At 62.0% G+C, this 26583-nt stretch carries 25 protein-coding genes; 11 read left to right on the forward strand and 14 right to left on the reverse strand.

From position 1 onward, the window contains the following. Nucleotides 1–25 precede the first annotated feature (25 nt). Nucleotides 26–940 carry a MurR/RpiR family transcriptional regulator gene (locus FJ434_RS20830; protein ID WP_348640977.1) on the reverse strand — a complete coding sequence of 305 codons (915 nt, stop codon included), beginning with the start codon at nucleotides 938–940 and terminating at the stop codon, nucleotides 26–28. Between the two features lie 267 nt (nucleotides 941–1207). Here FJ434_RS20830 and FJ434_RS20835 point away from each other — a divergent pair, with 267 nt between their 5' ends. The 5 genes from FJ434_RS20835 to FJ434_RS20855 all read left to right on the forward strand — a co-directional run bounded on the left by FJ434_RS20835 (nucleotide 1208) and on the right by FJ434_RS20855 (nucleotide 7249). Then, nucleotides 1208–2902 (forward strand): peptide ABC transporter substrate-binding protein, encoded by a 1695-nt coding sequence (locus FJ434_RS20835; RefSeq protein ID WP_246678346.1) that lies wholly within the window; start codon nucleotides 1208–1210, stop codon nucleotides 2900–2902. A gap of 116 nt (nucleotides 2903–3018) precedes the next feature. After that, complete coding sequence (locus tag FJ434_RS20840) at nucleotides 3019–3972, forward strand: ABC transporter permease (RefSeq protein WP_140750895.1); 954 nt, start codon at nucleotides 3019–3021, stop codon at nucleotides 3970–3972. A gap of 8 nt (nucleotides 3973–3980) precedes the next feature. Next, a complete protein-coding gene (locus FJ434_RS20845) occupies nucleotides 3981–4871 on the forward strand; it encodes an ABC transporter permease (protein WP_140750897.1) in 891 nt (296 codons plus the stop codon). A gap of 10 nt (nucleotides 4872–4881) precedes the next feature. Beyond that, nucleotides 4882–6762, forward strand: a complete 1881-nt coding sequence (locus FJ434_RS20850; protein ID WP_348640978.1) for an ABC transporter ATP-binding protein — start codon at nucleotides 4882–4884, stop codon at nucleotides 6760–6762. A gap of 118 nt (nucleotides 6763–6880) precedes the next feature. Next, a complete protein-coding gene (locus FJ434_RS20855; protein WP_246678347.1) occupies nucleotides 6881–7249 on the forward strand; it encodes a RidA family protein in 369 nt (122 codons plus the stop codon). Nucleotides 7250–7257: 8 nt separating this feature from the next. Here FJ434_RS20855 and FJ434_RS20860 read toward each other — a convergent pair whose 3' ends face one another. Continuing rightward, on the reverse strand, nucleotides 7258–7725 hold the full coding sequence (locus tag FJ434_RS20860; RefSeq protein WP_140750901.1) for an Lrp/AsnC ligand binding domain-containing protein: 468 nt from the start codon (nucleotides 7723–7725) through the stop codon (nucleotides 7258–7260). 174 nt (nucleotides 7726–7899) lie between these two features. Between FJ434_RS20860 and putA the strand changes: the two genes are divergently transcribed. The 4 genes from putA (at nucleotide 7900) to FJ434_RS20880 (ending at nucleotide 13668) form a co-directional block, all read left to right on the forward strand. Beyond that, entirely contained in the window at nucleotides 7900–11394 is a 3495-nt protein-coding gene (gene putA, locus FJ434_RS20865; RefSeq protein WP_140750903.1) for a bifunctional proline dehydrogenase/L-glutamate gamma-semialdehyde dehydrogenase PutA, read from the forward strand. A 148-nt stretch (nucleotides 11395–11542) separates the two neighbouring features. Then, nucleotides 11543–12295 (forward strand): LuxR family transcriptional regulator, encoded by a 753-nt coding sequence (locus FJ434_RS20870; protein ID WP_140750905.1) that lies wholly within the window; start codon nucleotides 11543–11545, stop codon nucleotides 12293–12295. A gap of 45 nt (nucleotides 12296–12340) precedes the next feature. Continuing rightward, a complete protein-coding gene (locus tag FJ434_RS20875; protein ID WP_246678348.1) occupies nucleotides 12341–13039 on the forward strand; it encodes an acyl-homoserine-lactone synthase in 699 nt (232 codons plus the stop codon). A gap of 293 nt (nucleotides 13040–13332) precedes the next feature. Further along, nucleotides 13333–13668: a transcriptional repressor TraM gene (locus tag FJ434_RS20880; protein ID WP_140750907.1), complete on the forward strand. Its 336-nt coding sequence runs from the start codon at nucleotides 13333–13335 to the stop codon at nucleotides 13666–13668. A gap of 22 nt (nucleotides 13669–13690) precedes the next feature. On the opposite strand, the gene FJ434_RS20885 is transcribed toward FJ434_RS20880, so the two are convergent. The 12 genes from FJ434_RS20885 to trbB form a co-directional block, all read right to left on the reverse strand. Next, complete coding sequence (locus FJ434_RS20885; protein WP_181166039.1) at nucleotides 13691–14395, reverse strand: autoinducer binding domain-containing protein; 705 nt, start codon at nucleotides 14393–14395, stop codon at nucleotides 13691–13693. Between the two features lie 80 nt (nucleotides 14396–14475). Next, nucleotides 14476–15762, reverse strand: a complete 1287-nt coding sequence (gene trbI / locus FJ434_RS20890) for an IncP-type conjugal transfer protein TrbI (protein ID WP_140750911.1) — start codon at nucleotides 15760–15762, stop codon at nucleotides 14476–14478. Then, nucleotides 15759–16226: a conjugal transfer protein TrbH gene (gene trbH, locus FJ434_RS20895; RefSeq protein WP_140750913.1), complete on the reverse strand. Its 468-nt coding sequence runs from the start codon at nucleotides 16224–16226 to the stop codon at nucleotides 15759–15761. The genes trbI and trbH overlap by 4 nt, the downstream gene beginning before the upstream one ends. A gap of 4 nt (nucleotides 16227–16230) precedes the next feature. Beyond that, the gene (gene trbG / locus FJ434_RS20900) at nucleotides 16231–17052 is read right to left on the reverse strand and encodes a P-type conjugative transfer protein TrbG (protein ID WP_246678354.1); all 822 of its coding nucleotides are present in this window, start codon (nucleotides 17050–17052) and stop codon (nucleotides 16231–16233) included. A 22-nt stretch (nucleotides 17053–17074) separates the two neighbouring features. After that, entirely contained in the window at nucleotides 17075–17737 is a 663-nt protein-coding gene (locus FJ434_RS20905; protein ID WP_140750917.1) for a conjugal transfer protein TrbF, read from the reverse strand. Nucleotides 17738–17739: 2 nt separating this feature from the next. After that, the gene (gene trbL / locus FJ434_RS20910) at nucleotides 17740–18906 is read right to left on the reverse strand and encodes a P-type conjugative transfer protein TrbL (protein WP_140750919.1); all 1167 of its coding nucleotides are present in this window, start codon (nucleotides 18904–18906) and stop codon (nucleotides 17740–17742) included. Then, the gene (locus tag FJ434_RS20915; protein WP_140750921.1) at nucleotides 18887–19090 is read right to left on the reverse strand and encodes a hypothetical protein; all 204 of its coding nucleotides are present in this window, start codon (nucleotides 19088–19090) and stop codon (nucleotides 18887–18889) included. Before FJ434_RS20915 ends, trbL begins: the two co-directional genes overlap by 20 nt. Continuing rightward, nucleotides 19090–19890 (reverse strand): P-type conjugative transfer protein TrbJ, encoded by an 801-nt coding sequence (gene trbJ / locus FJ434_RS20920; protein ID WP_140750923.1) that lies wholly within the window; start codon nucleotides 19888–19890, stop codon nucleotides 19090–19092. The genes FJ434_RS20915 and trbJ overlap by 1 nt, the downstream gene beginning before the upstream one ends. Next, entirely contained in the window at nucleotides 19862–22312 is a 2451-nt protein-coding gene (locus FJ434_RS20925; RefSeq protein ID WP_140750925.1) for a conjugal transfer protein TrbE, read from the reverse strand. Before FJ434_RS20925 ends, trbJ begins: the two co-directional genes overlap by 29 nt. Before the next feature lie 4 nt (nucleotides 22313–22316). Next, nucleotides 22317–22616 (reverse strand): conjugal transfer protein TrbD, encoded by a 300-nt coding sequence (locus FJ434_RS20930; RefSeq protein ID WP_140750927.1) that lies wholly within the window; start codon nucleotides 22614–22616, stop codon nucleotides 22317–22319. Next, nucleotides 22609–22989: a TrbC/VirB2 family protein gene (locus tag FJ434_RS20935; protein ID WP_140750929.1), complete on the reverse strand. Its 381-nt coding sequence runs from the start codon at nucleotides 22987–22989 to the stop codon at nucleotides 22609–22611. Before FJ434_RS20935 ends, FJ434_RS20930 begins: the two co-directional genes overlap by 8 nt. Further along, nucleotides 22979–24010: a P-type conjugative transfer ATPase TrbB gene (gene trbB / locus FJ434_RS20940; RefSeq protein WP_140750931.1), complete on the reverse strand. Its 1032-nt coding sequence runs from the start codon at nucleotides 24008–24010 to the stop codon at nucleotides 22979–22981. The genes FJ434_RS20935 and trbB overlap by 11 nt, the downstream gene beginning before the upstream one ends. 325 nt (nucleotides 24011–24335) lie before the next feature. Between trbB and repA the strand changes: the two genes are divergently transcribed. Both repA and repB read left to right on the forward strand, forming a co-directional pair. After that, on the forward strand, nucleotides 24336–25553 hold the full coding sequence (gene repA, locus FJ434_RS20945) for a plasmid partitioning protein RepA (RefSeq protein WP_140750933.1): 1218 nt from the start codon (nucleotides 24336–24338) through the stop codon (nucleotides 25551–25553). Beyond that, entirely contained in the window at nucleotides 25550–26563 is a 1014-nt protein-coding gene (repB, locus tag FJ434_RS20950; protein ID WP_181166040.1) for a plasmid partitioning protein RepB, read from the forward strand. The genes repA and repB overlap by 4 nt, the downstream gene beginning before the upstream one ends. Nucleotides 26564–26583 lie beyond the last annotated feature (20 nt).

Consider the following 26583-nt stretch of genomic DNA (forward strand, 5'->3'; position numbering starts at 1 on the left):
AGTATTGTATCCGGCATTCGAGCTATTAGGATTGGGCAACATCGTCTTGATCACCTGCGTCATCGAAGGTGATCCTGTTCGCCTTGCGGACCGCCTCGAAACGCTGCATTCGCGCTAGGGGCTCGTCGCCAGAGATGGCCAGGATGTTTGCAAGCACGGCCTCGGTCTGGGCGATCGCGGGAGCCATCGTGTCGAAAGGCGATTCAACATCGAGGCGGCTAACGACCGACACTTCGGCCACTTGCGAGATCGGCGACAGCCATTGATCGGTGAAGAGAACGACCCGCGCGCCCTTTTCCGCCGCTTGACGCGTGTAGGAAGTCACGTCGTGCTGGTACCGTCTGTAGTCAAAAGCCACGACGACATCTTTGCGTCCCAGGTCGGCCAATGTGTCGAATGCCGACGCTGACAGGTCGTCAACGCTCTGCACGCCTGGCCGCATCTGACGAAGGTACTCGGCCAGCATTCCCGCGATGAAACGGCTAAAACGACCGCCTAGAACGACGACCCCGCCCTTGGCTTCCATGATCAGGCGCGCGGCACGCTCATACGAAGCGTGAGGCGTCAGCGACTGCGATTCATGCAGGGCAGTTTCTACAGAGGAAAGGTACCGCAGTGCCACGCCCGACTTCTCGGTACCTCGCTTCGTTTCCATCATCTGCAATGGCGAGTGCACACGCTCTTCAACCTCCGCAAGGAGGCGCCCCTGAAAGTCCGCAAAGCTTGGGAAGCCGAGCTTCGCAACGAACCTCGCAACGGTCGGATCGCTCACCGCAGCTCGTTTCGCTAGCCGCGATGCTGGCCCGAGGCCCGATGTAGGGTATTCGGCGAGCAGTAGATGAACGATCTTCTGCTCGGCTGGTGTGAGCGAAAGGCCTTCGCTCATCAAAACCTCCCTAATACTCATCGCCTTCGCCCCCGATGCCGCCGTCATGATCATCCGCCCACCCACTACCGTGGCTCAGTTTTGTTGCCCTGGTAGGGCATGCGAGGCGCAGAGCGTCGGGCCCTCGCCGTTGATAGATACCTGACATTTTTTATGTATTCCGTCAATCACGAAAGAAACTTGACATTGCACCCTCTCCGTCGCACCTTGTGCTCCGGCCCGTGCTGCGAGTGGGAACAAAGCCAAGGTCAACAGCAAGTCCCCGCCCCTTTCAGCAGTCGGGCCGGATTGGGGAGATCGAACAATGGAGGTACATACATCGTGAAGAATGACAAAGGTGCAATTGATCGCGGACCAGAGGCCCTCGCCGTCACCCGCCGCCGGTTTCTAGCAGCCGGTGCTGCCGCCGGCGGCCTGGTGTTTCTCGGCTCGTCCGGAGGATTGCTGACGGCATCCTTCGCCGCGACGCCGCCCACCCAGCCAACCGGACAGATCATCGCCGGCCTATCGCAGGAGCCGACTGTCTTCATGCCGTCAATCCCGCATGCGGACGTTGATTCAGCGGTCTACTACAACCTGTTTAGCGCTCTTTGGAGCGTCGACCAGACGGGCACCTTCCAACCCGACTTGGTGACTGAGGTGCCAAGCCTCGAAAACGGGGGGATCTCGGCGGACGGCCTCAACTGGCGGCTGAAGCTCAACCCTGATGCCAAGTGGCATGATGGTACGCCGTTCACGGCCCAGGATGTGAAGTTCAACTTCGAGCTGATCCAGAAACCGGACTTCCCGGCGGCCCTGCGGGGCGGCATCGAACTGATCACCAACATCGTCGTCGTCGGGCCGAATGAGCTGACCTTCAGTCTCAGCAAGCCCTATGCCCCCTTCCCTTCCATCATCGCCTGGACCTTCTTGGTACCCAAGCACCTGATGGAGAAGGAAAGTGACCCGGCAAAGCCAACCAACTTTATCGCGAACCCTGTTGGTACCGGTCCGTTCAAATTCTCCGAGCGCGCGCCAGGCGACCATGTCACCCTGGTAGCGCATACCGACTACCACGGGACCGGTCCTTACGCTCAAACTCTCGTCTTCAAGTACATCCCCGACCAGACGGTACTGTACACCCAATACCAGACCGGCGAGATCGACTATGTCGGCCTCCTGGGTATCTCGCCGGACAAGTATGAAGAAGCAAAGCGTCTACCGCAGCGCGTGGTTACCGCGTCGCCGCTGCCGATGATCGAGACCGTCCTGTTCAACGTGGGGAAGCCCGTCTTCCAGGATGCCGCCGTGCGCGAAGCACTGTACCTCGCGACGGACAAGCGGGGCGTCATCGACCAAATCTACTATGGCCTACCCAAGGACGCAGAAAGCTTCTTGCCAGAGGGGTCCTGGGCATTCAACGCTGACCTGCCGACACACGAGTACAACGTGGAGAAGGCCAACAAGCTGCTCGACGATGCGGGCTGGATCCGTGGTGCGGACGGCGTCCGTGAGAAAAATGGGCTGAGGCTCGAGTTCACGAACTCGACGACGGCCGGGAACCATGTCCGCGAACAGACGCAGCAGCTCCTGCAGCAGAACTGGCTCGATATCGGCGCCAAGATGACGATCAGCAATTTCCCCGCTGCGGTTATCTGGGGCGATTTCTGGAACCTCTCGCAGTTCGACTCCGTCATGGCCGGCATCAACTTCATGGTCGGTCCGGATCCGGATGCAACGAGCTGGTTCACCAGCGGCGCCACGCCGGCGAAGGGCGGAAGCGGCAACAACACTGCTCAGTATGCCAATTCGGAAGTCGACGCGCTGTTTAGTCAGGGTGCTACGACATTCGACCACGATCAGCGCAAGACGGCCTATCTCAAGGCGCAGGAGATCATTCGTCGGGAACTGCCTTACCTTCCGCTGTTCCAGTACAACATGGTGCAGGGTGTCAAAGAAGGGCTCGAAGGCTTCACACCGAATGTGAATGTCCAGGAGAACTCCTGGAACGCCAAGGCCTGGTACTGGGCGAGCTGATCTGCCGCCGCAGCGGGGCGGATTGCCCCGCTGCCTATTTGGCCGGATCCGATTCTGGAACAACGGCCCCTGTGATAGGCTGCTCCCCCTGAGGAGCACCCCATTGGAACAATGACATGGCGAGTTTTTTCCTCGGCCGCCTCGTGCAGAGCGCCGTTCTATTATTCATAGTGTCGATCATTGGGTTCGGTGTGCTCCACCTCGCTCCAGGCGGCCCGCTCGCGCAGTTCGCATTGACTCCTGGCATTTCGCAGGATGACCTCGCCCGAATGGCCCATGAGATGGGCCTCGATCGACCGCTTCCGCTGCAGTACCTCGAGTGGCTGTCACGCATCCTTTCCGGGGACTGGGGCCACTCCTATCGTGATAACCGTCCTGTTCTCGAGATTATCGCGGGCCGGCTTCCAGCTACTCTAGAGTTGGTTGCGAGTGCGACGTTTCTCGCCGTTATTCTCGGCGTTTGGATCGGGGTGATGGGCGCGATCCGCCGCTATTCCGTATTCGACATGCTGGCGACCGTCGGCGCCATGGTCGCCCTCTCGATCCCCACCTTCTGGTTCGGACTGATAGTCATCTACACATTTTCCGTCAGTCTCGGCTGGCTACCCGCGGGCGGTCGGGCGACAATTGGTGGTGACGGTTCCTTCTTGGATCATCTGCATCACCTAGTTGGGCCCGCATTGGTCCTGACGTTGGTCGAGGTAGCTTTATGGAGCCGCTATATGCGCAGCTCCATGCTCGACGTTATAGGCCAGGATTACATTCGAACGGCCCGCGCCAAGGGCTTGCCCGAGCGCGAGGTGCTTTGGCGCCACGCAATCCGCAACGCTCTCTTGCCGATCATTGCCCTGGCCGGCGTTGAGATACCGGCCCTACTCAGCGGCGCGTTAGTCACTGAAACGGTTTTCACTTGGCCCGGTATGGGACGGCTCCTGCTCGATTCACTTGGTTACCGCGATTACCCAGTTGTGATGGGCATCCTCATGGTTGCTGCAGTGCTCGCCCTTGCCGGCAACCTTATCGCCGACATCACCGCCGCCGTCGTCGACCCGCGCATCCGGCTTACGTGAGCAAACCCATGACCACTGGCATTCATCTAAACGGCTCTCTGGCCGCATCCGGGCGAAACAACGGCAACCGCGTTTGGCGCAGGTTCCGCCGCCACAAACTTGCGGTCGTTGGCATTGTGCTCATCACCGTGCTGGTGATGTCTTGTGCGGCGGGCCCGTTGGTCCTCCCCTTCGACCCGCTGCACATCGACATCCATCAACGGTTCACTCCCCCGACCCTCTCCGCACATTTTTTCGGTACAGATCAGCTAGGCCGTGATCTTTTGGTGCGGGTTTTGTCAGCAGGTCGCATCTCTCTCACGATCGGCCTCGCGGCGATGGTCGTCAGCACCGCCTTTGGCACCCTTGTCGGCATTCTCGCCGGCTATTATGGCGGGTGGGTTCGCATGGTGCTTATGCGCTTCGTGGACGCCATGCTGAGTTTCCCTCAGATCTTTCTTTTGCTGGTTCTGGCCGCCTTTATCCAACCCTCGATCCTGACCATCACGCTTCTCGTCGCTGCCACCACTTGGATGGAAGTCGCGCGGGTCGTCGAAGGTCAAATTAGATCCCTGCGCGAGCGGGATTTCGTCCACGCGGCCGAAACATTCGGCGCTTCCGGCCGATATGTCATGTTTCGGGAGCTGCTTCCGAACGCCATGGGCCCCATCATCGTTGCCGGCACGCTCGCTATCGCTCGCGCCATCCTGTTGGAAGCCTACGTGAGCTTTCTCGGCTATGGCGTCCAGGCGCCTACTGCGAGCTGGGGCAATATGCTCAATGATGCCCAGCAGTATCTTGGTTCTGCGCCTTGGTTAGCGATTTTCCCGGGACTGGCGATCACCTTGGCAGTTGCGAGCTTCAACTTCGTTGGCGATGGGCTTCGCGATGCTCTCGACGCCCGCGGCGATCTACACTGAGGTTATGATGATGAATATCAGCCAACGAGCAGAAGCGTCCTTCCCTTCAGCAATGGCGCCCATCCTGGGCGTCAGAGATCTCTCGGTTTCGTTCGGGACCGAGAATGGCGTAGTGCATGCGGTACGTGACGTATCGTTCGACCTCCATCCCGGCGAAACGCTCGCCCTCGTTGGGGAATCCGGATCAGGCAAGAGCGTCACGAGCCTCGCGATAATGCGCCTCACTCCGACCGGTTCAAATGTGCACTTCGGTGGACGAGTTCAGCTCACGACCGCGGACGGAAAACAGCGCAGCCTGCTCGAGCTTCCAACTGACGAGATGCGTCAGATTCGCGGCAATGAGATCGCGATGATCTTCCAAGAGCCAATGACGTCGCTTAATCCTGTCCTGACCGTCGGGTACCAGATCTCCGAAGCGCTTGTTGCGCACAAGGGCCTTACTCGATCAGCCGCGACAGCAGAGACCGTCCGCCTGCTCGACAAAGTTCGCATCCCTGATGCGAGGTCTCGATTGAACCAGTATCCACACAATTTCTCAGGCGGCATGCGTCAGCGAGTCATGATCGCAATGGCGCTGGCCTGCAATCCGAAGGTGCTGATCGCCGACGAACCAACAACCGCACTCGACGTCACGATTCAGGCGCAGATTCTCGAGTTGATCAAGTCTTTGCAGAAAGAGGAAGGCATGGCCGTCCTCTTCATCACGCATGATATGGGCGTCGTGGCTGAAATAGCTGAACGAACGGTCGTCATGTACAATGGGGAAGCCGTTGAATCGGGGGAAACAGCGGATATCTTTGCCCGACCAAGACACCCCTATACCCGCGCGCTACTTTCGGCCGTGCCAAAGCTCGGCTCCATGCAGGGTCACGGTAGGCCGATGCGTTTCCCTGTTGTCGATCGGACGACCGGAAAAGCCGACGTCCCTTCCGAGGTGCCAGAGACAGTCAAGCAAACCGCCAACCCATTGCTTGACGTGAAGGGCCTGACCAAGCGCTTCGAGTTGCGTTCAGGACTGCTTGCACCGCTTAAGGGTCGCGTCTATGCGGTTCAGGACGTGTCGTTTCAGTTGAACGCGGGGGAGACGCTCGCGCTTGTTGGTGAATCCGGCTGCGGCAAGTCGACGACGGGGCGAGTTATGATGCGTCTCACCGAACCAAATGCAGGCTCTGTGGTGGTCGACGGCATCGACATCCTCAAGCTCAATCGTGGTGAGCTGCGAAGGCAACGTCGGCACATGCAGATGATTTTCCAGGATCCATTTGCGAGCCTCAATCCCCGCATGAATGTGGGAGACGCCATCGCAAATCCGCTCATCATCAACCAACTAGCCACAGCTTCTGAGGCGCGTGACAGAGTCGCCGACCTGTTGCAGCGCGTGGGGCTCGAGCCGGAAATGGCAACTCGCTACCCGCACGAGTTTTCCGGAGGTCAACGCCAGCGCCTTTGCATAGCGCGTGTGCTCGCGCTGAAACCCAAGATTATCATCGCCGACGAGGCTGTTTCCGCGCTCGATGTTTCGGTGAAGGCGCAGGTAATCAATCTCATGCTGGACCTGCAGGCGGATCTCGGCCTCGCCTACCTGTTCATCTCGCACGACATGGCGGCCGTCGAGCGCGTGAGCCACCGGGTCGCCGTCATGTACCTAGGTGAGATCGTCGAGATCGGACCACGCGCCGCCATCTTTCAAAATCCCCAGCACCCGTACACCAAGCGCCTGTTGGCTGCCGTGCCCGTGGCAGACCCTGCCCGGCGCCTCCAAGAGCGCACGATCGTCGCAGATGAGATCAAGAGTCCAATTCGGTCTCCCGCTTATGTCCCACCAATGCGCACCTACCGCGAGGTGTCACCAGGACATTCGGTCATGGACGGGGCCGAGCACTGGACATAGGCAAGCGCCCGCTCCCCGGGGCCCCAGCGTCGACATCCAGGCGCTTCATGGCCTCCTCCACTCTCGACGCTTTCCGATTGAGCAATCGCAGCGGCGCAGCCAAAACAAGGAACAAGCAGTGAGCAGCATTCGTCGCTTTGAAACCAGTCCCCGCAGCAGCAAGGGCGTTGTCCACAACGGAATCGTCTATCTCGGGGGCACGACGGCAGGCGACTACAGCCTAGACATCCGCGGTCAGACGAAACAAACGCTAACCGAAATCGAAAGGCTATTGGTCGATGCCGGCACGGATAAGAGTCGTCTGCTGACCGCGCAGATCTGGCTCAAGGACATCGTTCGCGATTTTTCCGCCATGAATGAGATGTGGGACAGCTGGACGGTGCCCGGTGAGGCGCCGACCCGCGCGACCGCACAATGCGAAATGGCCGCACCGGAGGTCTTGATTGAGATCATCGTAACGGCCGCTGCCGCCGCGTCGGGGTCGTAAGAGCGGTTTCAGTGGGGCTCGTCTTTGACGGCTTGCATCGAGACGTGAGTTGAAGTGTTTGCCACATGGGGCAAGGCGGAAATCCGCTCACCGAGCACCTCCCGGTAGGACGCAATATCCTTGGTGCGAACTTTGAGCAAATAGTCGAAACTCGAAGCGATCATGTGCGCCTGCTCGACCTCTGGCAGCTTGCGCACGGCATTGTTGAAGGACTCCAGCGCTGCCTTGCGGGTGTCACTGAGGCGAACCTCCACAAAGGCCACGTGAGACAGGCCCAGCCGACTAGGATCCACTACCGCGCGGTACCCCAAAATGTAGCCCGCTTTCTCGAGTCGCTTCATTCGCGCCTGGCAAGGCGTCTTCGACAGATTCACCCTCCGGCTCAGCTCCGTGACGCTAATTCGACCATCCGAAACGAGCTCGGCCAGGATCCGGCGGTCAATCTCGTCGATTTCACTAAAAATGCTGTCTTTCATAGGCAGTCCGATCTGAAATAACCACGAGCTTTGATGCGAACGGGAGATATTTGTCCTCACTTTAGAGGAAACGACTGCCGAGTCGATGGCATTCTGCCCCAGAGGAAATCCGGTAAATGCCGCTCAGTGGCATCATCGCATTCGCCTCGCACGATCCCTCAAATGGCGCGGCTCATGAACACCTTGCAAAGCCTTCGAACCGCTATCCGCCAACAGCACTTTGCCACCGAGGCAGAGTGCATTGCGGCACTCCTCGACACGCACGCGCCTACACGCGAGCAGCGGCAAGCAATATCGGCGCGAGCAGCATCCCTCATCACTGACATTCGCGCTGACGCTCGTCCGGGGTTGATGGAAGTCTTCCTTGGACAATACGGGCTCTCGACAACCGAAGGTATCGCCCTGATGTGCCTCGCAGAGGCCCTGCTGCGCGTGCCGGACGCCGCCACCGTCGATGAGCTCATCGAAGACAAGATAGCCGGTGCGAGCTGGGCTGAGCACCTCGGGAAATCTCCCTCGTCGCTGGTCAACGCCTCGACATGGGCGCTGATGCTCACCGGCAAAGTATTGGATGACGAGTCGTCGCGAGGCCTGACGCAGGCCCTCCGCTCCTTGGGCAAACGATTGGGCGAGCCGGTCATACGCATCGCAGTGCGTGCCGCGATGAAGGAACTCGGCAACCAGTTCGTGCTGGGTGAGACCATAGACAGTGCACTTAAGAGGGGCCGCTCCCTCGAGCGCAAGGGATACACCTATTCGTTCGACATGCTCGGCGAGGCAGCCCTGACCGCGTCGGACGCACGAAAGTTTTTCGAGGCCTATTGCGACGCCATAACCGCATTGGGCCGCCATGCGACATCTCGCGACATTCGCGAGAACCCAGGCATCTCGATCAAGCTGTCTGCCTTGCATCCGCGCTACGAGGTAGGTCAGCGTCGACGCGTGCTGGAAGAGCTGGTGGAGGTGACCCTCCGGCTCGCAATATTGGCCAAGAACGCTAATATAGGTCTCAATATCGACGCCGAAGAGGCCGCCCGGCTAGACCTCTCATTGGACGTGATTAAAGCGGTGCTCCGCGACGAGCAGCTGACCGGCTGGGCCGGCTTCGGCGTCGTGGTTCAGGCTTACGGCAACCGTGCGCCGCTCGTTCTAGACTGGCTTTACGCCCTCGCCAGTCAGCTCGATCGCAACATCATGGTGCGATTGGTCAAGGGTGCCTATTGGGACAGCGAGATCAAGCGCTCGCAGGTCGAAAACCACCCAGGCTTCCCGGTTTTCACCCGCAAGCAAGCGACCGACGTTTCGTACCTCTGTTGCGCCGGCAAATTGCTGGCGATGACCGATCGCATCTATCCTCAGTTCGCCACCCATAACGCCCACACGGTGTCGGCCATCCTCGAGATGGCCGCCGACCCGTCTGCCTTCGAGTTCCAGCGATTACACGGCATGGGCGAGGTGTTGCATCGCCTGGTTCATGAACGTGAAGGAACACGCTGCCGCATATATGCCCCGGTAGGCCCTCATCGCGACCTGCTGGCCTATCTCGTCCGGCGCCTGCTCGAAAACGGCGCGAACTCGTCCTTCGTCAATCAGATCCAGGACAAGGACGTGCCGGCGTCGATTGTGGCAACCGATCCCTTTGAGTCCCTCACCGAGTCATCGGCCATGGCCACGGTGATCAGGACGCCGAACGATCTATTCGCCCCCGAACGACGCAACTCGACTGGTTGGGATCTCCAGCGTGAGATCGACCTCGAGCGTATCGATGCGGCAAGAGCGCCCTTCGCCGATCGCCCCTGGTCGGCTGGGCCCCTCATAGCGTCCTCCGTTGAGGGAACTACGCCCAAGCTCGTTTTCAATCCAGCCAACCCTGAGGATCACATCGGGACCGTTACCGAGGCGACGGCCGGCGATGTCGATGCAGCCCTCAAAGCCGCAAGCGCTTGGTCGGACCATACTGGAGACGAACGTGCCGACATGCTCGCTCGGGCCGCCGATCTCTATGAGCAAAACTTCGGCGAGTTCTTCGCTCTGCTGACCCGCGAGGCAGGAAAGACACCGAGCGACGCCGTCGCAGAAGTCCGTGAGGCGGTGGATTTCCTCAGATACTACGCGGCGCGAATTTCGGAGCTCGATGGCCGTCTGCCTCGCGGCCTCTTCGCCTGCATCTCTCCTTGGAACTTTCCGCTGGCAATCTTCACTGGGCAAGTTGCCGCAGCGCTGGCCGCCGGAAACGGCGTTCTAGCGAAGCCGGCTGACCCGACGCCAATCGTCGCTCATTTGGCGGTGAAGCTCCTGCACGAGGCCGGTGTGCCGAAAAAAGTCCTGCAGCTGCTGCCGGGAAGAGGCTCGGTCGTTGGTGCCAAGCTTGTTAGCGACCCACGGATTGGTGGCGTTTGTTTCACCGGTTCGACGGCGACGGCGCAAACGATCAATCAAAGCATGGCCGCCGCAGTGACACCTCACGCCCCGCTTATCGCAGAGACAGGCGGGCTCAACGCCATGGTGGTCGACTCGACAGCGCTGCCCGAGCAGGCGGTTCGGGACATCGTGAACTCGGCTTTCCGCTCGGCAGGGCAACGCTGTTCGGCGCTGCGCATCCTCTTCCTTCAGGAAGACATCGCGCCGACCTTCCTCGAAATGCTCTATGGCGCGATGGACGAACTCGTTATCGGAAATCCTTGGGACTACGAAACCGACGTCGGGCCGGTCATCAATGCCGGCGCCAGAGCCGACATGATCGGCTACATCGCGAGCGCAGCGTCCGAGGGCAGGTTGCTCAAGCAGCTGAGGGCACCCGATCATGGCACGTTCGTCGCTCCCTCGGTGATCAAAGTCGGCGGAATGAAGCATATGCAGCGGGAGGTCTTCGGCCCTGTCCTGCATGTTGCGACGTTCAGGGCCGACCAAATCGATCAGATCATCACCGACATCAACGCGAGCGGCTATGGCCTGACATTCTGCTTGCATACCCGCATCGACGGGCGCGTTGAGCACTTCACCAGTAGCCTCAACGTCGGCAACATTTACATCAACCGCAACCAGATTGGCGCCATTGTCGGATCCCAGCCCTTCGGTGGCGAGGGATTGTCGGGTACAGGGCCGAAGGCAGGGGGCCCCAACTACGTCCGGCGCTTCACAGCGCCACCGGTGCGGTCTGGGCGGCGAGTAACGCCCTCGGCGCCAGTGGACCCCAAATCTGTACAGTCCGCGCTCGATCGTCTGCCGCCCACTGGCAGACGGCCACTCTTCAAGCTCGACATGCCTGGTCCCACCGGAGAGTCCAACGTCCTATCGCTCTATCCGAGAGGTCGAGTTCTGTGCCTCGGGCCCACACCCGACGAGGCCATGGAGCAGGCAAAGCTTGTGAGCGAAAGCGGATGTCCTGCTCTAATCGTTTGCCCAGGTGTCAATCAGGAAGGAGCCCTACCGGGCTTTCTCCACCGTGACGATCTCGCCACTCTGTCAGGCTTTGAAATGGTGGCCCTCTGGAGTGATGAGGCGGATCTGGCATCGGCGCGAAAGGCGCTAGCCAAGAACAAGGGGCCGCTCGTCCAGCTCCTTACTGATCGTGACTTAGCGGACCGATGCGTCCTTGAGCGTCATGTTTGCATCGACACAACGGCATCGGGGGGTAACGCGTCCTTGCTGGCGGCCGCGGGGCGATAGAGCACCACGATGCCCGGAGACGACCAGCGGGTGAAGTGACATCCAGGGTTCCGATTTTGATGCCGACGCGCCCAGCACGCCCACCGACTGTCGACGTTGCCGAAATGAACGCATTGCCGAACGTGTTGAACAAAAGGAATTCACCCCGATGCCCCGCCCAACTCGCGATCATACCAATCTCGAACTGTTGGGGTTGCTGACCCAAATCGACCAGATGACCGACGTGGCCGAGATCCCTGGCCTGCTCGCAAAGCTGCTCGAACTCTACGGTCTGGAATCGGTTGCGTACTTGGGGGCTGGCCTCAGCGGTCGACCCCAAGAAGGTCCCTTTCTCGCGGTAACCTATTCGGCCGAATGGGTCGCGCGCTATAAGGGCGAACGCTTCGTAGAAATTGATCCCGCGATCCAAGTCGGCATGCGTCGCCTCCTGCCAATCGACTGGTCCGAGTTTGACCGAAACGATGAAAAAGTAAGACGCCTATTCGGTGAGGCCGCCGAGTTTGGACTCGGCCGTCAAGGGCTCTCCTTGCCCGTTCGCGGGCGAAACGGTGACCGTGCGCTCGTCTCGATCACTAGCGATGCTCACGACGGGGATTGGAAACACCTGCGCTTCAACTACCTGCGCGATTTTCAGCTGCTCGCGCTGCACCTTCACCAGGCAATCCTCCATCTAGAAGGTGGCGAGCGTAACGACCGCGCCAGCTTGTCTCCACGGGAACGCGAGTGCTTGCTGTGGATAGCTGAGGGCAAAACCTATTGGGAATGTGCGATGATCCTTGGCCTTTCCGAGCACACGGTGCGCTGCTATCTCGAGAGTGCCCGTCACAAGCTTGGGGCAGCCAATACGGTCCATGCGGTGAACAAAGCAGGCAAGGCTAGTTTACTTTCTGACCTCCCGTAAATCCGGCGTTTCCATCGGATTTCACACCCTTGATGGAGGGTCTAGTTGCTTCAGCGTTTTTCAACAAACGTATGGAGCAACACCATGATTACTGCGATTGAAGGCGTGGATCGTGACCGCCATCCTCTGCTCATCGAAGCAATGTTTCGAATGCGTGGGGCAGTTTTCGCCGAACGGCTCGAATGGGACGTCACCGTCACCAACGGCCTGGAGATCGACCGCTTCGACGCCGAGGATCCCCTCTATCTCCTCTCCGTTGAGGAGGGTACCAGCGCGTTGCAGGGCGCGGTCCGCCTGCTTCCCACCACCGGGCCCAACATGCTGCGCGACGTATTTCCCGTTCTCGTGCCGGGCGGCGCGCCGGAAAGTCCGCTCATCTGGGAGAGCTCGCGTTTCGCGGTGAACCCTGAGGCCTTTGACGCTGGTGATCGCGCATTGGCCAACCACGTCGTCAACCGCACCACGATCGAGCTGCTCTGCGGCATCGTCGAGGTCTGCCAGCGCGCCGGCATCGAGCACGTCGTTTCCGTCTTCGACGCCCGCATGGCCCGGATCTTCCGCTCGATCGATTGCGCCTTCGAGATCATCGGCACCCCGACGCGGATCGGCAAGACCATGACGTATGCCGGCGTCTTCGACATGTCCGACCAGATGCGCGAGCGCCTCGGCGAGGCCGGCCGGCTTTATCATCCCGTCCTGGCGGCAGGCACTACGCTGCGCGCTATCCACTCCCCTGCCCCCTAAGTTTCTCGCGGGATTTCGCAGATCGTTATCTGGCATGGGCCGTAACGGTGTCCTATAAGTCCCCCAAGGCGGTACGCGCCGCCTTGGGGTGTAGAAACCCCTGCGCAACGGTTTGGTGCTGGCCGTGTCAGCACCAAGGATCCTCTGGCCAATGGCCGGGGGCCTGTGACGTATGTCCAGGCATCTCGGTGCTAAAGGTCTCAGGACCGTGTGCGCACGGTTTCTACCCCCCGGCTTGGGGTCATGGTCTACTGTTCGCGGGGGCGTACCGCGGACCAAGCCGCGGGTACTAGATGCGAAAGCCAAGCGCCGAAATTGGGACAAAGCTGGCTCCGACCTCCAGCGTGATCCAAGCTCTGCTGGAAGAGCTCACCGCCGACGAACTTGAGCGAGTGGCAGCCACCGTGATCCGCGAGCACCGTTGCCGAGTGCAAAAAGCCCAGGACCTGTTCGAAGAGATCGCCCGGCTCGAAGCGGCCGATGCGCAAGATGAGTACCTCGATCCGCTACAGCACGAGTACCGCATCGCCATGCTCAATGTGCATGCGCAGCACCAACTGGTGAGCCTCGTTGTCAATCGACTGGGTCATGTCCCCGAAGTTGATGGGCAGCGCCCCGTCCTGAACTAACCGGACCGCTGCCGCTGGCCTGCTAGATCAACCCCATGCGAGCTGCCATCGTCCCGGCCTGTCGGTTGTTTGCCGCTCCAACCTTGCGGGTCGCCACATCGATGTAGGAGCGCACCGTGCGCTCCGAAAGGCTGAGCATCACGGCAATGTCGGGCATCGAGACACCTTCGGCGAACCAGCGCAGGCACTCGGCCTCGCGCGGCGACAGCTTGATCTCCGAAGCGAGAGATGTGTCGCTCCTCACGCCCGCGAGACGGGAATGGACGAACGCCACCGCCACAGCGGCCGTGACCGGATCAATGCCGCCTTCGACATAGACCCGTGGCCTTGGTCCTGCGAGCGTGAACACCATGCGGTCGCGGAATCCCACCGGGACAGAGACGGATAGTCCCGAACAAATGTCGAAGCGGGCTGCGTCCGAAAAGAACTGGCTGACGGCGCGCCGGCCAAGCCGGCGCGTATCCTCGCCCGACCAGGTGAAGAGCGGCGGGCCGTGCTTGGCATTTGTCACGACCGGGTCGACCCTGAGGTAGTTCTTCTCGACATAGAGCGCCTGCCATTCGCGCGGGTAGTTGGAGACCACGAATGTCTCCGGGCCCCGCAGATGCAGGTAGGCAAAATACTTGAACCCGGCCTCCTCCGCGAAATCGCGCAGCGCCCGCCGTGCCCCGCTGTCATCGAGCGGTAGAGCCAGGGTGTCGATCAGATGGAGGAAAAGCTCGTTCAATATAATTAGATTCCAGAAAACAATGGCCAGTGACGGTAAGGGCCTGCAACACGAGTCCGTGCCGGCGACCACCATTGTGATCATTGAAATGCCCCCGGAAGCACCATGTCCTGGTCGACAAGGACGTTGAACTGATAGCCGGGTCGGATCTCGAGGGTCGGCTGGACATCGAGGTTTTTCGACACTGTCTGCTCGGAAATCTGGCCAAACGTCTCGGCGAAAGACTCCCGAGCAGAATTCTCGGTGTTGTTGCCCGTGCTATTGCCGTCCTGCGGGAGCATCATTTCGGTGCCGGCGCCGATCAGCGCCACGAGGATAGCCGAGCCAAAGGTCTGCAAGAGATGGTTGTCGACCCTATCATGGAAGCCGCCATAGCCTGCGGCATCCGTACCCGCCATGCCGCCAATCTGCAGGGTAGAGCCGTTCGGGAAGATGATGTCGGTCCAGATGACCAGAACGCGGTTCTGCCCGAAGGCGACCTTGGAATCGTAGCGGCCGAAGAGCTTGCTCCCCTGTGGAATCAGGAGATAACGGCCGGTCGCGCTGTCGTAGACATTCTGCGATACCTGGGCCGTGATGCGGCCTGGAAGGTCGGAGTTGATGCCCGTCACGAGCGTGGCAGGGATAACCGACCCGCGCTTGAGTTCATAAGGCGACATCTGAGGAACCACCGACTTCGGCAGGTAGCCGAGATCGGCAATATCCTGGTTGAAGAAACTCTCCTTGGTCGCCTGCCCATTCGGATCGGTGTTTTGCGCGCCGGCCTTCATCGCGGCCGCATAGAGATCGAGCGCGCTCAGCGGCTGACTGGTGGCAGGCGGGGCGCCGGCTGGGAGGTTCGGGTTTGTCGTGACGCCCCTCTCGCCGACCTGGCCGATGTCGACGGCGATCGGCGAGTCGAGGGCCGCAGCGTCGGCCTGCAGGCTCGCCATACGCTGGCGTTGTAGCTCGCGCAGCCATTGCTCCTGCTGTTCGCGTTCGAGGCGCGCCCGCCAGATCGCCTCCGCCTCGAGCGCCGGCCGCTCGGACGTCACTTCCTGCGGTTTGACCGGCCCGAAGGGATTGGTTGTCGGTTCCTGTGGTTTGGTCGGCGTGGGCTGGAGGATCACCGGAGCGGGCTCCCCGATAATGCCATCCGGAATCCCGCGCTTAAGCTGGTCGGCATCACTTGACGCCGGCCGAACCGTGCTCGGCCCATCATTGGATCCCTCCCCGAACCGCAAGCCGCGCGACGTCAGCCCGTAGATGATCACCGCAAGAAACGCCACCACCAGGACGATCGCGACGATGATCGGCACCCGGTTGAGCCGCCTGACGCGCGGGGCTTTCCGCTCGTCGACGCCGCCGAGGTTCAGGGACTCGGTCATGAAGTCCCTCCAGGACCGCGCTGCATCACTGAGACCGGGCTGACAGGTTCGGCGCCGCCCGCGCCGAGCTTGTACATGCGGGTAATATCGACGCTCGTGGTCGATAGCCGGACAAGCACACTGCCCTCAAAGGCGTCCACGACATAGGCCAGCGGCAGCGTCGCAGTGCCTTTGGTCTGCTGGTCGGTGACGATCGCATAGCCCCACCCCTTCAACGACGCCTCTAGCGCCTGGCCGAAGACCGAGCTGTCCGGGGTGATCGCGATCGTGGTGTTGCCAGGCCCAACCTGCTCGGCCAGCCTTCCGACCATGTCGCCGGCGATCGAGCTCGCCGCTTCCGGCGTGAGCTCGGTGGTCACGGTGCTGGGGACGAGGCCGGCGCCACCCAGCGTCTGACAGGCCGCCAGGCTTGCGGCGAGAAGGAGGCCCCCGAGGATGCGACCGGCAAGAGAGAGCATCGACATGGCCCTAGCCTCCCCGCCTGAGGGTGATCTTCTGCTGGCGGCTGCCTACTCCCGAAACGAGGATAGCCTGGTCGATGTAGTAGTCGACCACCATCATGGTGCCGTTCATCCGGTAGTTGACGATGCGGTTCTGCCCGCCCGAGACGACGAAAAGGACCGGTGCATCCTGGCCCGACATGGCCGACGGGAACTGGATGTATGTCTTGCTGCCGTCGCTGTAGATGCGTGTCGGCTTCCAACGGGCCGAACCCGACATGCTGAAGGCGAAGTTGAGCTGGTCGGCCGGCACGCCGGCGCCGGGGACGATGCTCGCCTCCATCCGGGCATTGATCTCGGCGAAACGCGCATCAACGTCCTCCGGATAGTCGAACCCGGTGCGGGCCATGTACTGGCTTTGATCTGACTTGAGCTGGATGTGGTAGGTCCGACGTGACGTCGTCACCACCATCGACGTCACGAGCCCGGCCTCGGCCGGCTTGACGATGAGATGCACGGACTGCGCGCCCGGCGCCCCCGACGTCGCAGGCTCGACCTTCCAGCGCACCGTGTCGCCGACGAGGACGTCGCGGACGATCTCGCCGGGCTGGAGCTCGATGTCGCAGACCTGCAATGGCGAGCACACGACCGAGGGCTGGATCTCGCCATAAAGGAAGATCACCTGCCCGTCTGGACCGCGGGTGACGACACCATTACCGTCCTGCCACTCATCGGAAAGCGCCGTGCCACGCACCTCGGTGGCACTGAGGTCCTGCGCCAAAGCGGGCAAGCTTCCGGCCGCGACCAACAATCCGGCGCAAACGAAACCGCGCCGGAATCGAGACAACATCATCAAATTACCCTCCGGGCGCTCATAGTTGCGCCGTCCAGTCGAAGTCGGTGAGATAGAGGCCAATCGGATTGAGGCGGATCACCGCCTCGTCCTGCGGCGGTGTCAGCGTCACCGTGGCCACGCCGCGGAAGCGCCGCACGGCGAGCTCCTTGCCCTGCCGGTCACGCTCATACTCTGTCCAGTCGACCTGATAGCTCTGGTTCGACAGCGGTACGATGTTGGTCACCTCGATGGCGACCGTGAGAGCCTTGGCACGCTCGAAGGGTGAATTGCCCCGGAACCAGGCGTTGACCTTCTGCGTCGACGGATCCCCGCTACGCAGCACCGCATAGGCTTTGTCAATATATTGCTTTTGGACGACCGCATCGGGCGTCACCGAGCGGAAGTTGGCGACGAAGCTTCCGAGCGTCGCGCGCACCACGCGCGGGTCGGCATACTCAATCTGCTGCGGGAAGCCGATGCTCGCGGCCGTCCCCAGCTTGTCGACCTCGACGATGTAGGGGACCAGCTTGACCTGGGTGCTCTGAAAGAGCGCGTAGGAAAATCCGATGACCGCCATCAGCATGCCGGTCACGCCGACAATGCGCCAGGAAGCCGCGGCCTTCACATAGGAGCCGTAGCGCTCGTTCCATTCCTGGCGCGCTGCGATGTAGGGGTTTTCAGGGGGCCTGGAAGTGGCCATCGTCACGCCTTTTCGTCGGAAGAGGGACGGGGGCCGGGCTGGCCAAGGCTCTGATCGAGCTTGGCGTTGGCGAGACCGAGCGTGGACGCGCCCCAGGTGCCCGGCACGCCGATCGATTTGTCGCGCGCGGCCGAGGCAACCGCCCCGCCGGCGGCGCCAACGCCGCTGGTCATGCCTTTGAGCGCGGCCGCGCCAAACGAACTACCCGCAGCGCGGGCATCCGAATAGGCCGCCGCCCCGGCCCGGGCGCCGCCCCAGGCAAGGGCGGCCCCACCGGCGGCAAAGCTCGCCGCCTGGCCGCCATGGCGGATAGCTTCCATGCCGCCGGTCACCGACACACCTTGCACCACGCCCTGGACGATGTTGGGCACGTACATGGCAATGACGAAAACGACGACGGAGATACCGCCGATCGCCAGCGTCGACAGGAACTCGTCGGACTCCGAGGGCGAGTTGGCGAGGTTGATCAGCACCTCGGAGCCTATGCGGGCGATCATCACCAGCGCCATCAGCTTCATACCGACCGAAAAGGCATAGACCAGGTAGCGGACGGCAAAGTCTTTGGTGAAGGACGAGCCCCCCAGACCGAGCATGATCATGCCGGCGAGGAGGCCCACATACATCTCGACCATCACCGCAACGAAGATCGCGGCGACGAGGCTGAAGGAGATAACGACGATCACCATGGCGAAGACCGCCGCGATCGCCAGAGCATTGTCCTCGAAAAGGCCGAACCGCGCCTTTTCAGACATCTGGCTCGCAACCTGTAGGCCGGCATTGAAGACATTGGATGGCGAGGCCGAGCCGCCCCCGGCCCCGATCTGGAACAGGCTGTCGACGACAGCGCGAGCGAAGTTGGGTCCCTGCTCGAGGATGAAGACGAAGAGGCCAACGAACAGGATGCGGCGCACCAGTTCGGCGAACCAGGTGTCTAGCGATGCCGACGAGAGCGCGAGCCAGACCGCGGCGATCGCCAGCTCGATTCCGGCGAGGATCCAGAACAGCGATCGCGCCGCCTGCATAACCGTCGATTCCCAACCCTGCGAGGCCGTTGCGATCTCGTTCTCGAGATTGGTCAGCAACGCTCCATCCTGCGCGAGCGCCGGATGGATCTGTGTGGCGATTGCAATCGCGATGAGGGGGATCAGCCTAGTTGCCGGCGGCGTCATCGCCCTGCCCCCCACTGCTGTCCCAGCGGGGGCGCATCTGTTGCCCGCCCGTCGTATCGTATTGACGCGGTGCCTCGACCACACCCGCCGGCGCCGGCGGGTTCGGCTGCAGCGTCCGGAACAGAAACGTGATTCCAATGGCGACGATGGCGACGAGGCTCGCCACTATGACGACGATCCTCATCACCAGCGCGGCTCCATCTCCTGGCCGCCCGTGGTCGCGGGGGTCGTGGATTTGAAGAAGTCTTCCCGGCGCGTCTGCGCCAGGTCCTTCCCGGCCTGCTCCGATTGATACCAGGTAGCCATCATGGTGATCTGTTGCGCGACGAGCGCGCGGAGCTTTTGCGCCTGCTCGACCTGCTGCGCGGCGATCTCGTGACCAACCTGCAGCGCCTGCATCTGGCCGACAGCGCTCTGCGACGCGGTGCGCAGTTGCGACATCGTCCCCTCCTCCGTGCTGAACTGATCGGAGGTCAATCCAGCAGCGCGCAGGGTCGCGGCGATCGTGTCGCGATTGGTGTCCGACCACGACTGATAGGTGTCCGAGAAGCTTTCGCCGTTCTCAAGTCCGGTCTTGAAGTCGGCGAAGCTCTGGAAACGCTGCTTGAGCACGTCGTCGATGTTGCCCATCGAAAAGGCGATCCCCTGCCCCTCGGAAACGAGCTGCTGCAGTCGCGCGAGGTCGGCCTCGGCCTGCCCCCAGACGTGGTCGGGAAGTTGCAGCGTGTTCTGCAGCATATTCTCGTAGATCTTGAGCTGGTTCTGGATCTGCTCGGCCAGCTGTCCGATCTGGGTGACCTGGTTGCTGATCTGCTCGGCCGACTGGCCGGTGAGGTTCACCAGCTCGGCATTGTTGAGCAGTTGCGTCCACTCGGTGGCATTGCCCGTCACCGCGCCGGCCGAGACCGGCGCAGGAGCCAGCAGACCCGCGATGACGAGTGGCGTGATTGCCAGCCTAGCGGTCCGCAAGGAGTGTTTCGGCATCTCCAATTCCCCTTTCCGTCAACCATGCAACCGGCCACAACGCACCGTGTGCCTCACTAAGAGCCTGTATTCGTTTGATATTTTCCTTGCTCGCAGCACCGACAAAGGCAAGCGTGACGCGCCCGAGCGCCATGTCGAACAGGCGCCTACCTTCCGGCGAAGCGACGTAATATTCGCGCTTGGGTGTCGCCGTAGCGACGATCTCGATCTGCCGTTCGTTGAAGCCAATGCGCTCGTAGAATTCGCGGGTGCCCGGCTCGCGCGCGGCGCCATTGGGCAAGCAGATCTTGGTCGGGCAGCTTTCCTTGAGCACATCGATGATCCCTGACCTCTCGGCGTCTGAGATCGACTGCGTGGCGAGCACCACGGCGCAATTGGCTTTGCGCAACACCTTGAGCCATTCGCGGATCTTTTCGCGGAAAGTGGGATGACCCAGCATCAGCCAGGCCTCATCGAGTAGGATCAGGCTCGGCGCGCCGGTCAGGCGCTTTTCGATGCGGCGGAAGAGATAGAGCAGCACTGGAACGAGATTCCGCTCGCCCAGGTTCATGAGTTCCTCGACCTCGAAGGTCTGGAACGAGCCGAGCGTCAGACCGTCCTGCTCGGCGTCGAGAAGCTGCCCCATCGGCCCGTCGACGGTATAGTGCAGCAGCGCATCCTTGATCTCGCGCAGCTGCACGCCGCTGACGAAATCCGACAGCGAGCGCCCACGGGCTGAGGCCATGAGTCCGACCTGGCGCGCAATGGCATTGCGATGATCCGGCGTTACCTTGACGCCCTGCATCGCGACGAGCGTCTCGATCCATTCGACGGCCCACGCCCGATCGCCATCGCTTCCAAGCTCGGCGAGCGGGCAAAAGGCGAGGGCGGACGCCCCCTCCCCTGCCCCGACCTCGTAGTGATCGCCGCCGGCGGCCAGCGTCAGCGGTAGCAGCGATCGCCCCTTGTCGAAGGCGAAGACCTGTGCGTCCGCGTAGCGGCGGAACTGCGCCGCGATCAGCGCCAACAAAGTCGACTTGCCCGAGCCGGTGGGGCCGAAGATCAGCGTGTGACCGACGTCGTCCACATGGAGGTTCAGCCGGAAGGGCGTCGAACCGCTGGCGACCTGCATCAGCGGCGGCGAGCTGGGCGGGTAGAACGGGCATGGCGCGTTTGCACTGCCCGACCATACCGAGTTGACCGGAATCAGATCGGCGAGGTTGCGGGTGTTGACCAGCGGCTCGCGTACATTGGCGTAACTATTGCCGGGAAGGCTCCCGAGATAGGCCTCCGTGGCATTAAGGGTTTCGATGCGCGCGCCGAAGCCCTCGGCCTGCACCAGCCGGCGCACCGCCTCCGCCTGCTCGCGAAGCCGCTTCTCGTCGGTGTCGAACATGACGGTGACCGGCGTGTAGTAGCCATAGGCCACGAGCTGCGAGGACGCCTCGGCGATCGCGTCCTCAGCCTCGGCTACCATCAGCATGGCGTCTTGGTCGACCGATCGACTCTGTGTCTGGAAGAGTTGGTCGAAGAACGGCCGCACCTTCTGTTGCCACTTCTTGCGCGTCCGCTCGAGCTTCTGGCGCGCCTCCTGGTCATCGAGGAAAATGAAGCGCGATGACCAGCGATAAGTCAGAGGCATCAGGTCGAGGCTGTTGAGGATGCCCGGCCAGCTCTCGGCCGGGAATCCGTCGATCGCCACCACGGCGAGGTAGCGGCCATCCACCACCGGCGATAGGCCGTGATGGAACTCGGCCGTGGCCAGCCAATCGAGATACATCGGGATTTCCGGCAGGCGCACGGGATGGTTCTCGCCGCCGATGCAGAAGCGGATGAACTGAAACAGCTCGTCATAGCGGGCGTCGCGACCGCTCTCCGGCTCGCGCACAGCGCGTGTGACCATGCGACGGATCGACAGCACGTTGCCGAGGTACTGCTCGACCTCGCGGATCGACCCGCGAAAACTGTCGAGCACCAGGTCGGCATAAGTCGCGGACCGACTTTCGTCGTCCGAATAGACGTAGCGCGTCATCGCGGAGCGTCGCCGTTCCGGTGGGCGGTAGGTCAGGATCAGCGCATGCTGGCTCTCGTAATGCCCACGCTCGGCCTCGAAGTGCCGGCGGCGCTCCTCGTCGATCGCCCGCGTAACCGCATCGGGGAAGAAGGAGTCCGCGGCTTCGGGATAGGCCCTGGTCGGGACGCGCACCGCCTCGACCTGGATCATCCAGCCCGAGCCGAGCTTGGCCAGCACCGCGTTGATCTGGCGCGACACCTCGTTGCGCTCCTGGTTGGTCGAGCTCTCCGAATCCGGGCCGGCAAAATACCAGCCCGCCATCAGCGAGCCGTCCTTGAGCAGGATGACACCGTCGTCGATCAGGCCGGCATAGGGCACGAGGTCGGCGAAGGACGGCCCAGGATTGCGAAAGCGGCGTAGCGCGACCATGCGGTCAGTACCTCCGCCACGGCGTGGACGTCGGCCGGTAGCTCGGGCGGTAGCCGATATGGCGCACATAGACCTGGCGCATCATCGGGTCGGCCTTCGCCATGACGCGCAAGGCGCCCATCACCACGATCCAGATCGCGACGCCGAACAGCGCCGAGAACCAGGTCAGGACCACGAAGATCAGGATCGCCGTCGCCAACCCCGTCAGTAGGACCAGCTCGCGATCCGCGCCCATCAGATGGTTCGGGCGCGACAGCGCCCGGTGAATGCGCGCGCGAGCGAGCGGAGCACTGACCTCAGCCATTCTCCGGCTCCCCTGCCCTGGCCTGCGGCGCCTCGTCGGCAAAAGCACCGATCGAGGCGCCGCTCGCGCCGAACAGGCCGACAATCTGCGTAGCGCCGAGGAGGATTCCGGCGACCAGCACGACGTACATGAGCCTGCGGGCGAAATCGTTGAGCTCGCCACCAAAGATCAGCATGCCGCCGGCGATCGCCACGGCAGCTAAGGCAATGAAGCCGGCCACCGGGCCGGTGATTGATTCCTGGATTTGCTGAAGCGGCTGCTCCCAGGGCAGCCCGCCGCCACCCGAGCTGGCCAGTGCCGGCGTCGCCAAGGACAGGCAAAGCAAGGCGAGCGTGAGGCCCGTCGTTGCGGTCTTGCGGAGATCATGCGGCATGGCTGTCCTCGTCGAGCTGGGGGCAATGAATGGTCTGGTAGTGCGAGCCGTTGAAGCCGGCGACGCGCATCACGTCGCGTACGCGCCGGCCCTTGCCGGCCCGTTCGATCGAGACCACGAGGTCAACGGCCTCGCCGATGACGGCGTGCATTGGCTGCTGGCTGACTTCGGCCGTCAGCTGCTCGAGCCGCCGAAGCGCCGACAGCGTGCTGTTGGAATGGATAGTGGTGACGCCGCCCGGATGTCCGGTGTTCCACGCCTTGAGCAGCGTTAGCGCCGCGCCGTCTCGGACTTCGCCGACGATGATGCGGTCTGGCCGCAAGCGCATAGTGCTCTTGAGCAGCCGCGCCATGTCGACGTCATCGGAGGTGTGGAGCGCGACGGCGTTCTCGGCGGCACATCGGATCTCGGCCGTGTCCTCGAGGATGACCATGCGATCCTGCGGTGATGTCGAGACGATCTCGGCGATCACTGCATTGGCAAGCGTGGTCTTGCCCGAACCGGTGCCACCGCAAATGACGATGTTCATGCGGGCGACGATGGCTTCCTTGATGGCCGCGGCTTGGAGGGACGTCATAATCCCCTCCCCGACATAGTCCTCGAGTGGGATCAGTCGAGAGGCTCGCCGGCGGATGGTAAAGCTGGGCGCTGCCACAATCGGCGGCAGCAGGCCCTCGAAGCGATGACCACCGATTGGCAGCTCGCCTGAAATGATGGGACGATCGGTGTCCGCCTCTGTCTGCAGGGCATGGGCGACGCTGCCGATGATGATCTCGGCCGCACCCGGTTCCAGAGCGGCGAGCATCACCATCCCCTGACCCAGCCGCTCGACGAAAAGTCGCCCGTCCGGATTGGCCATGATTTCGACCACGCTGGTGTCATCGAGGGCCCGGCAGATCGGATCGCCCAGCGCATCGCGGAGCTTGCGGATTAGGCGATGATGGGACGCGTAGACGCGCGCCGGAGCGCCGCCCGGGCGCTCTTGCTCCCCCTGATCCTCTGCTGCCAGTTCCCCCGCCATGTCGTCGTCTTCGCCCCGTGTTTGGTCAGGGCGCGATAAGACCGAACGATGCCTAGCGGGTCACCCCGGCGTTTCTGACGGGGTGACGGAGGACGGTGAGTCGGGTCTGTTGCGCTGGGAAACAGTCCTGGCCGTCGAGATGGCGACGGATCGTTTTAAGGTTGTCATCTGACAATTTGCCGAAAAACCAAATTGGAACAACAGGCTACGGGATTCGGCCTCGGCGCGTTAGTAATGCGTTAACCCAATATTCCTTGACCGATGCGAGGGAGTCGGATCAATTTGCGGAAATTTAGCAGAATGGCTCTCTTTTGCGACTTTCACGATGAACACCAATACAGCCGCAGATTTGCGACCAAGTGGCGCCCAGGCGTTTGACGAAACGATCTGGGAGGACTCACAAGCCTTGGGCTCACAGCTCCAGGTCTTGCGTGAGCGTCTCTTCCCGCCTGAGGCAAAGAAACAGCTCCGAACCTTCTCCACCGCCGAGGCCGCCAAGCTGCTTGGCCTGACCGAAAGCTATATCAGGAGTCTGGCGACCGACGAAGACGGACCCATTCCCGAAAAGCTTGCCCCCGGGCGCCGCCGCTACACCCTCGAGCAGATCCACGCGCTCCGCCATCACCTGACCAAGGGCAAGACGTCCTATGTGCCCTGGCGCAAGGGCGAAGAGCACCTTCAGGTTATCGCCGCCACCAATTTCAAGGGCGGCTCGGGTAAGACCACGACGGCGACCCACCTGGCACAATACCTTGCTCTTCGTGGGTTTCGCGTGCTGGCGGTCGACTTGGATCCGCAAGCATCGATGTCGGCGCTGTTCGGCTATCAGCCGGAATTCGACGTCGACGAGAATCAGACCCTCTATGGTGCAATCCGTTACGACAGCGAGCGGCGCCCACTGGCCGAAATCGTCCGCAAAACCTACTTCGCGGGCCTCGACCTCGTTCCCGGCAACCTCGAACTGCACGAATTCGAGCACGACACGCCGCGTGTCCTCGCCAGCGGTGAGAACGATGGCGATGGGTTGTTCTTCATGCGCGTCGCCAGCGCCTTGCAGAGCGTCGGCGACAACTATGATGTGGTGGTGATCGATTGCCCGCCCCAGCTGGGCTTTCTCACGATGTCGGCGCTTTGCGCCGCAACAGCCGTCTTGATTACGGTCCATCCGCAGATGCTGGATGTGGCCTCGATGAACCAGTTCCTCGCCATGACCTCGCAGCTGCTCTCGGTGGTTCGCGATAACGGCGGCAATCTCGATTATGACTGGATGCGATATCTGGTCACGCGCCACGAGCCCAATGACGGCCCGCAAAATCAAATCGTAGCCTTCCTGCGCAGTCTCTTTGGTGAGCGTGTGCTGACCCCAATGATGGTGAAGTCGACGGCCATTTCCGACGCTGGCCTGTCGAAGCAAACCGTTTATGAGGCGCCGCGCGAGTCCATGCACCGCCAGACCTACGACCGCGCCATCGAATCCATGGATGCGGTCAACGGCGACATCGAGAAACTGGTTCTGCAGGCTTGGGGGAGGGCGCCCAAGTGAAAAAGCCAGATGGACGGGGCAGGGACATTCTTCAGGGGCTGGTCGCCGCCGGCAAGCCGAACCCGCCCAGCGAGGCATCAGTGCACCCCGCACGCCCCTCCGGCGCGGTCAGGGCGATGAGCCTCGGGCTTGATCGCCTGACGGCCGAAGCGGCGCAGGCCAAGGCGCTGCGCGAGGAGCTCGCCAGTCGAGAGACGACGCAGGAGCTCGATGCGGCCCTGTTCAGCCCGTCGATCGTGTCGGACCGCATTCCCTCGACCACCGACACCCGGTTTCAGGAACTCAAGGCGGCGATCGCGGAGAATGGCCAGCAGATCCCGATCATTGCTCGGCCGCACCCCTCGGAAGACGGTCACTACCAGATCGCCGCCGGACATCGCCGTTGGCGCGTCGCCCAGGAACTTGGCCGCCCAGTCAAGGCGATCATCCGGGCGCTTTCCGACAAGGAGATGGTGATCCTGCAAGGCCAGGAGAACGGACCGCGTGAGGACCTGTCGTTCATCGAGCGCGCCCGTTTCGCCATGCAAATGGAGTCCCGCGGCTTTGACCGCGATACGCTTTCCGCAGCGCTCAACGTCGACAAGCCGGAGGTCTCGCGCTTGCTCACGGTGTCGCAGGTCTTGGGCGACGAGCTCATCGTGGCTATCGGGCCGGCGCCAAAGGTCGGCCGGCCGAGGTGGCTCCAACTCGCCAAGGCGCTCGAGCATCCCGGTGCCCGAGACCAGCTCAGCGACGTGGTGTCAGACGACGCGTTCAAGACGGCGGATAGTGATCGGCGGTTTGCGATCGTCCTCGGTGCCGCCGGCACGCCGAAACGGCCGACGAAGCGGCGGCCGCCATCATCGGACCGCGTAGCCTGGATCGAAAAGAAGGGCGGCAAGGTCAGGCTCGTGTCGGACAACAGCAGCTTCGCCAGTTTCCTTCAGCGCCGCTTGCCGGAGCTCCTCAAGGAGTTCGGTGAGAGCCACGAAGGCAAATCCACCACCTCGCAGAAAGGAGCAACGCACTGAAAAACAACCGCTTTCGGCTG

Origin of the sequence: Mesorhizobium sp. B2-5-13 (assembly GCF_006440535.1) — a bacterium.
Taxonomy (GTDB): domain Bacteria; phylum Pseudomonadota; class Alphaproteobacteria; order Rhizobiales; family Rhizobiaceae; genus Mesorhizobium; species Mesorhizobium salmacidum.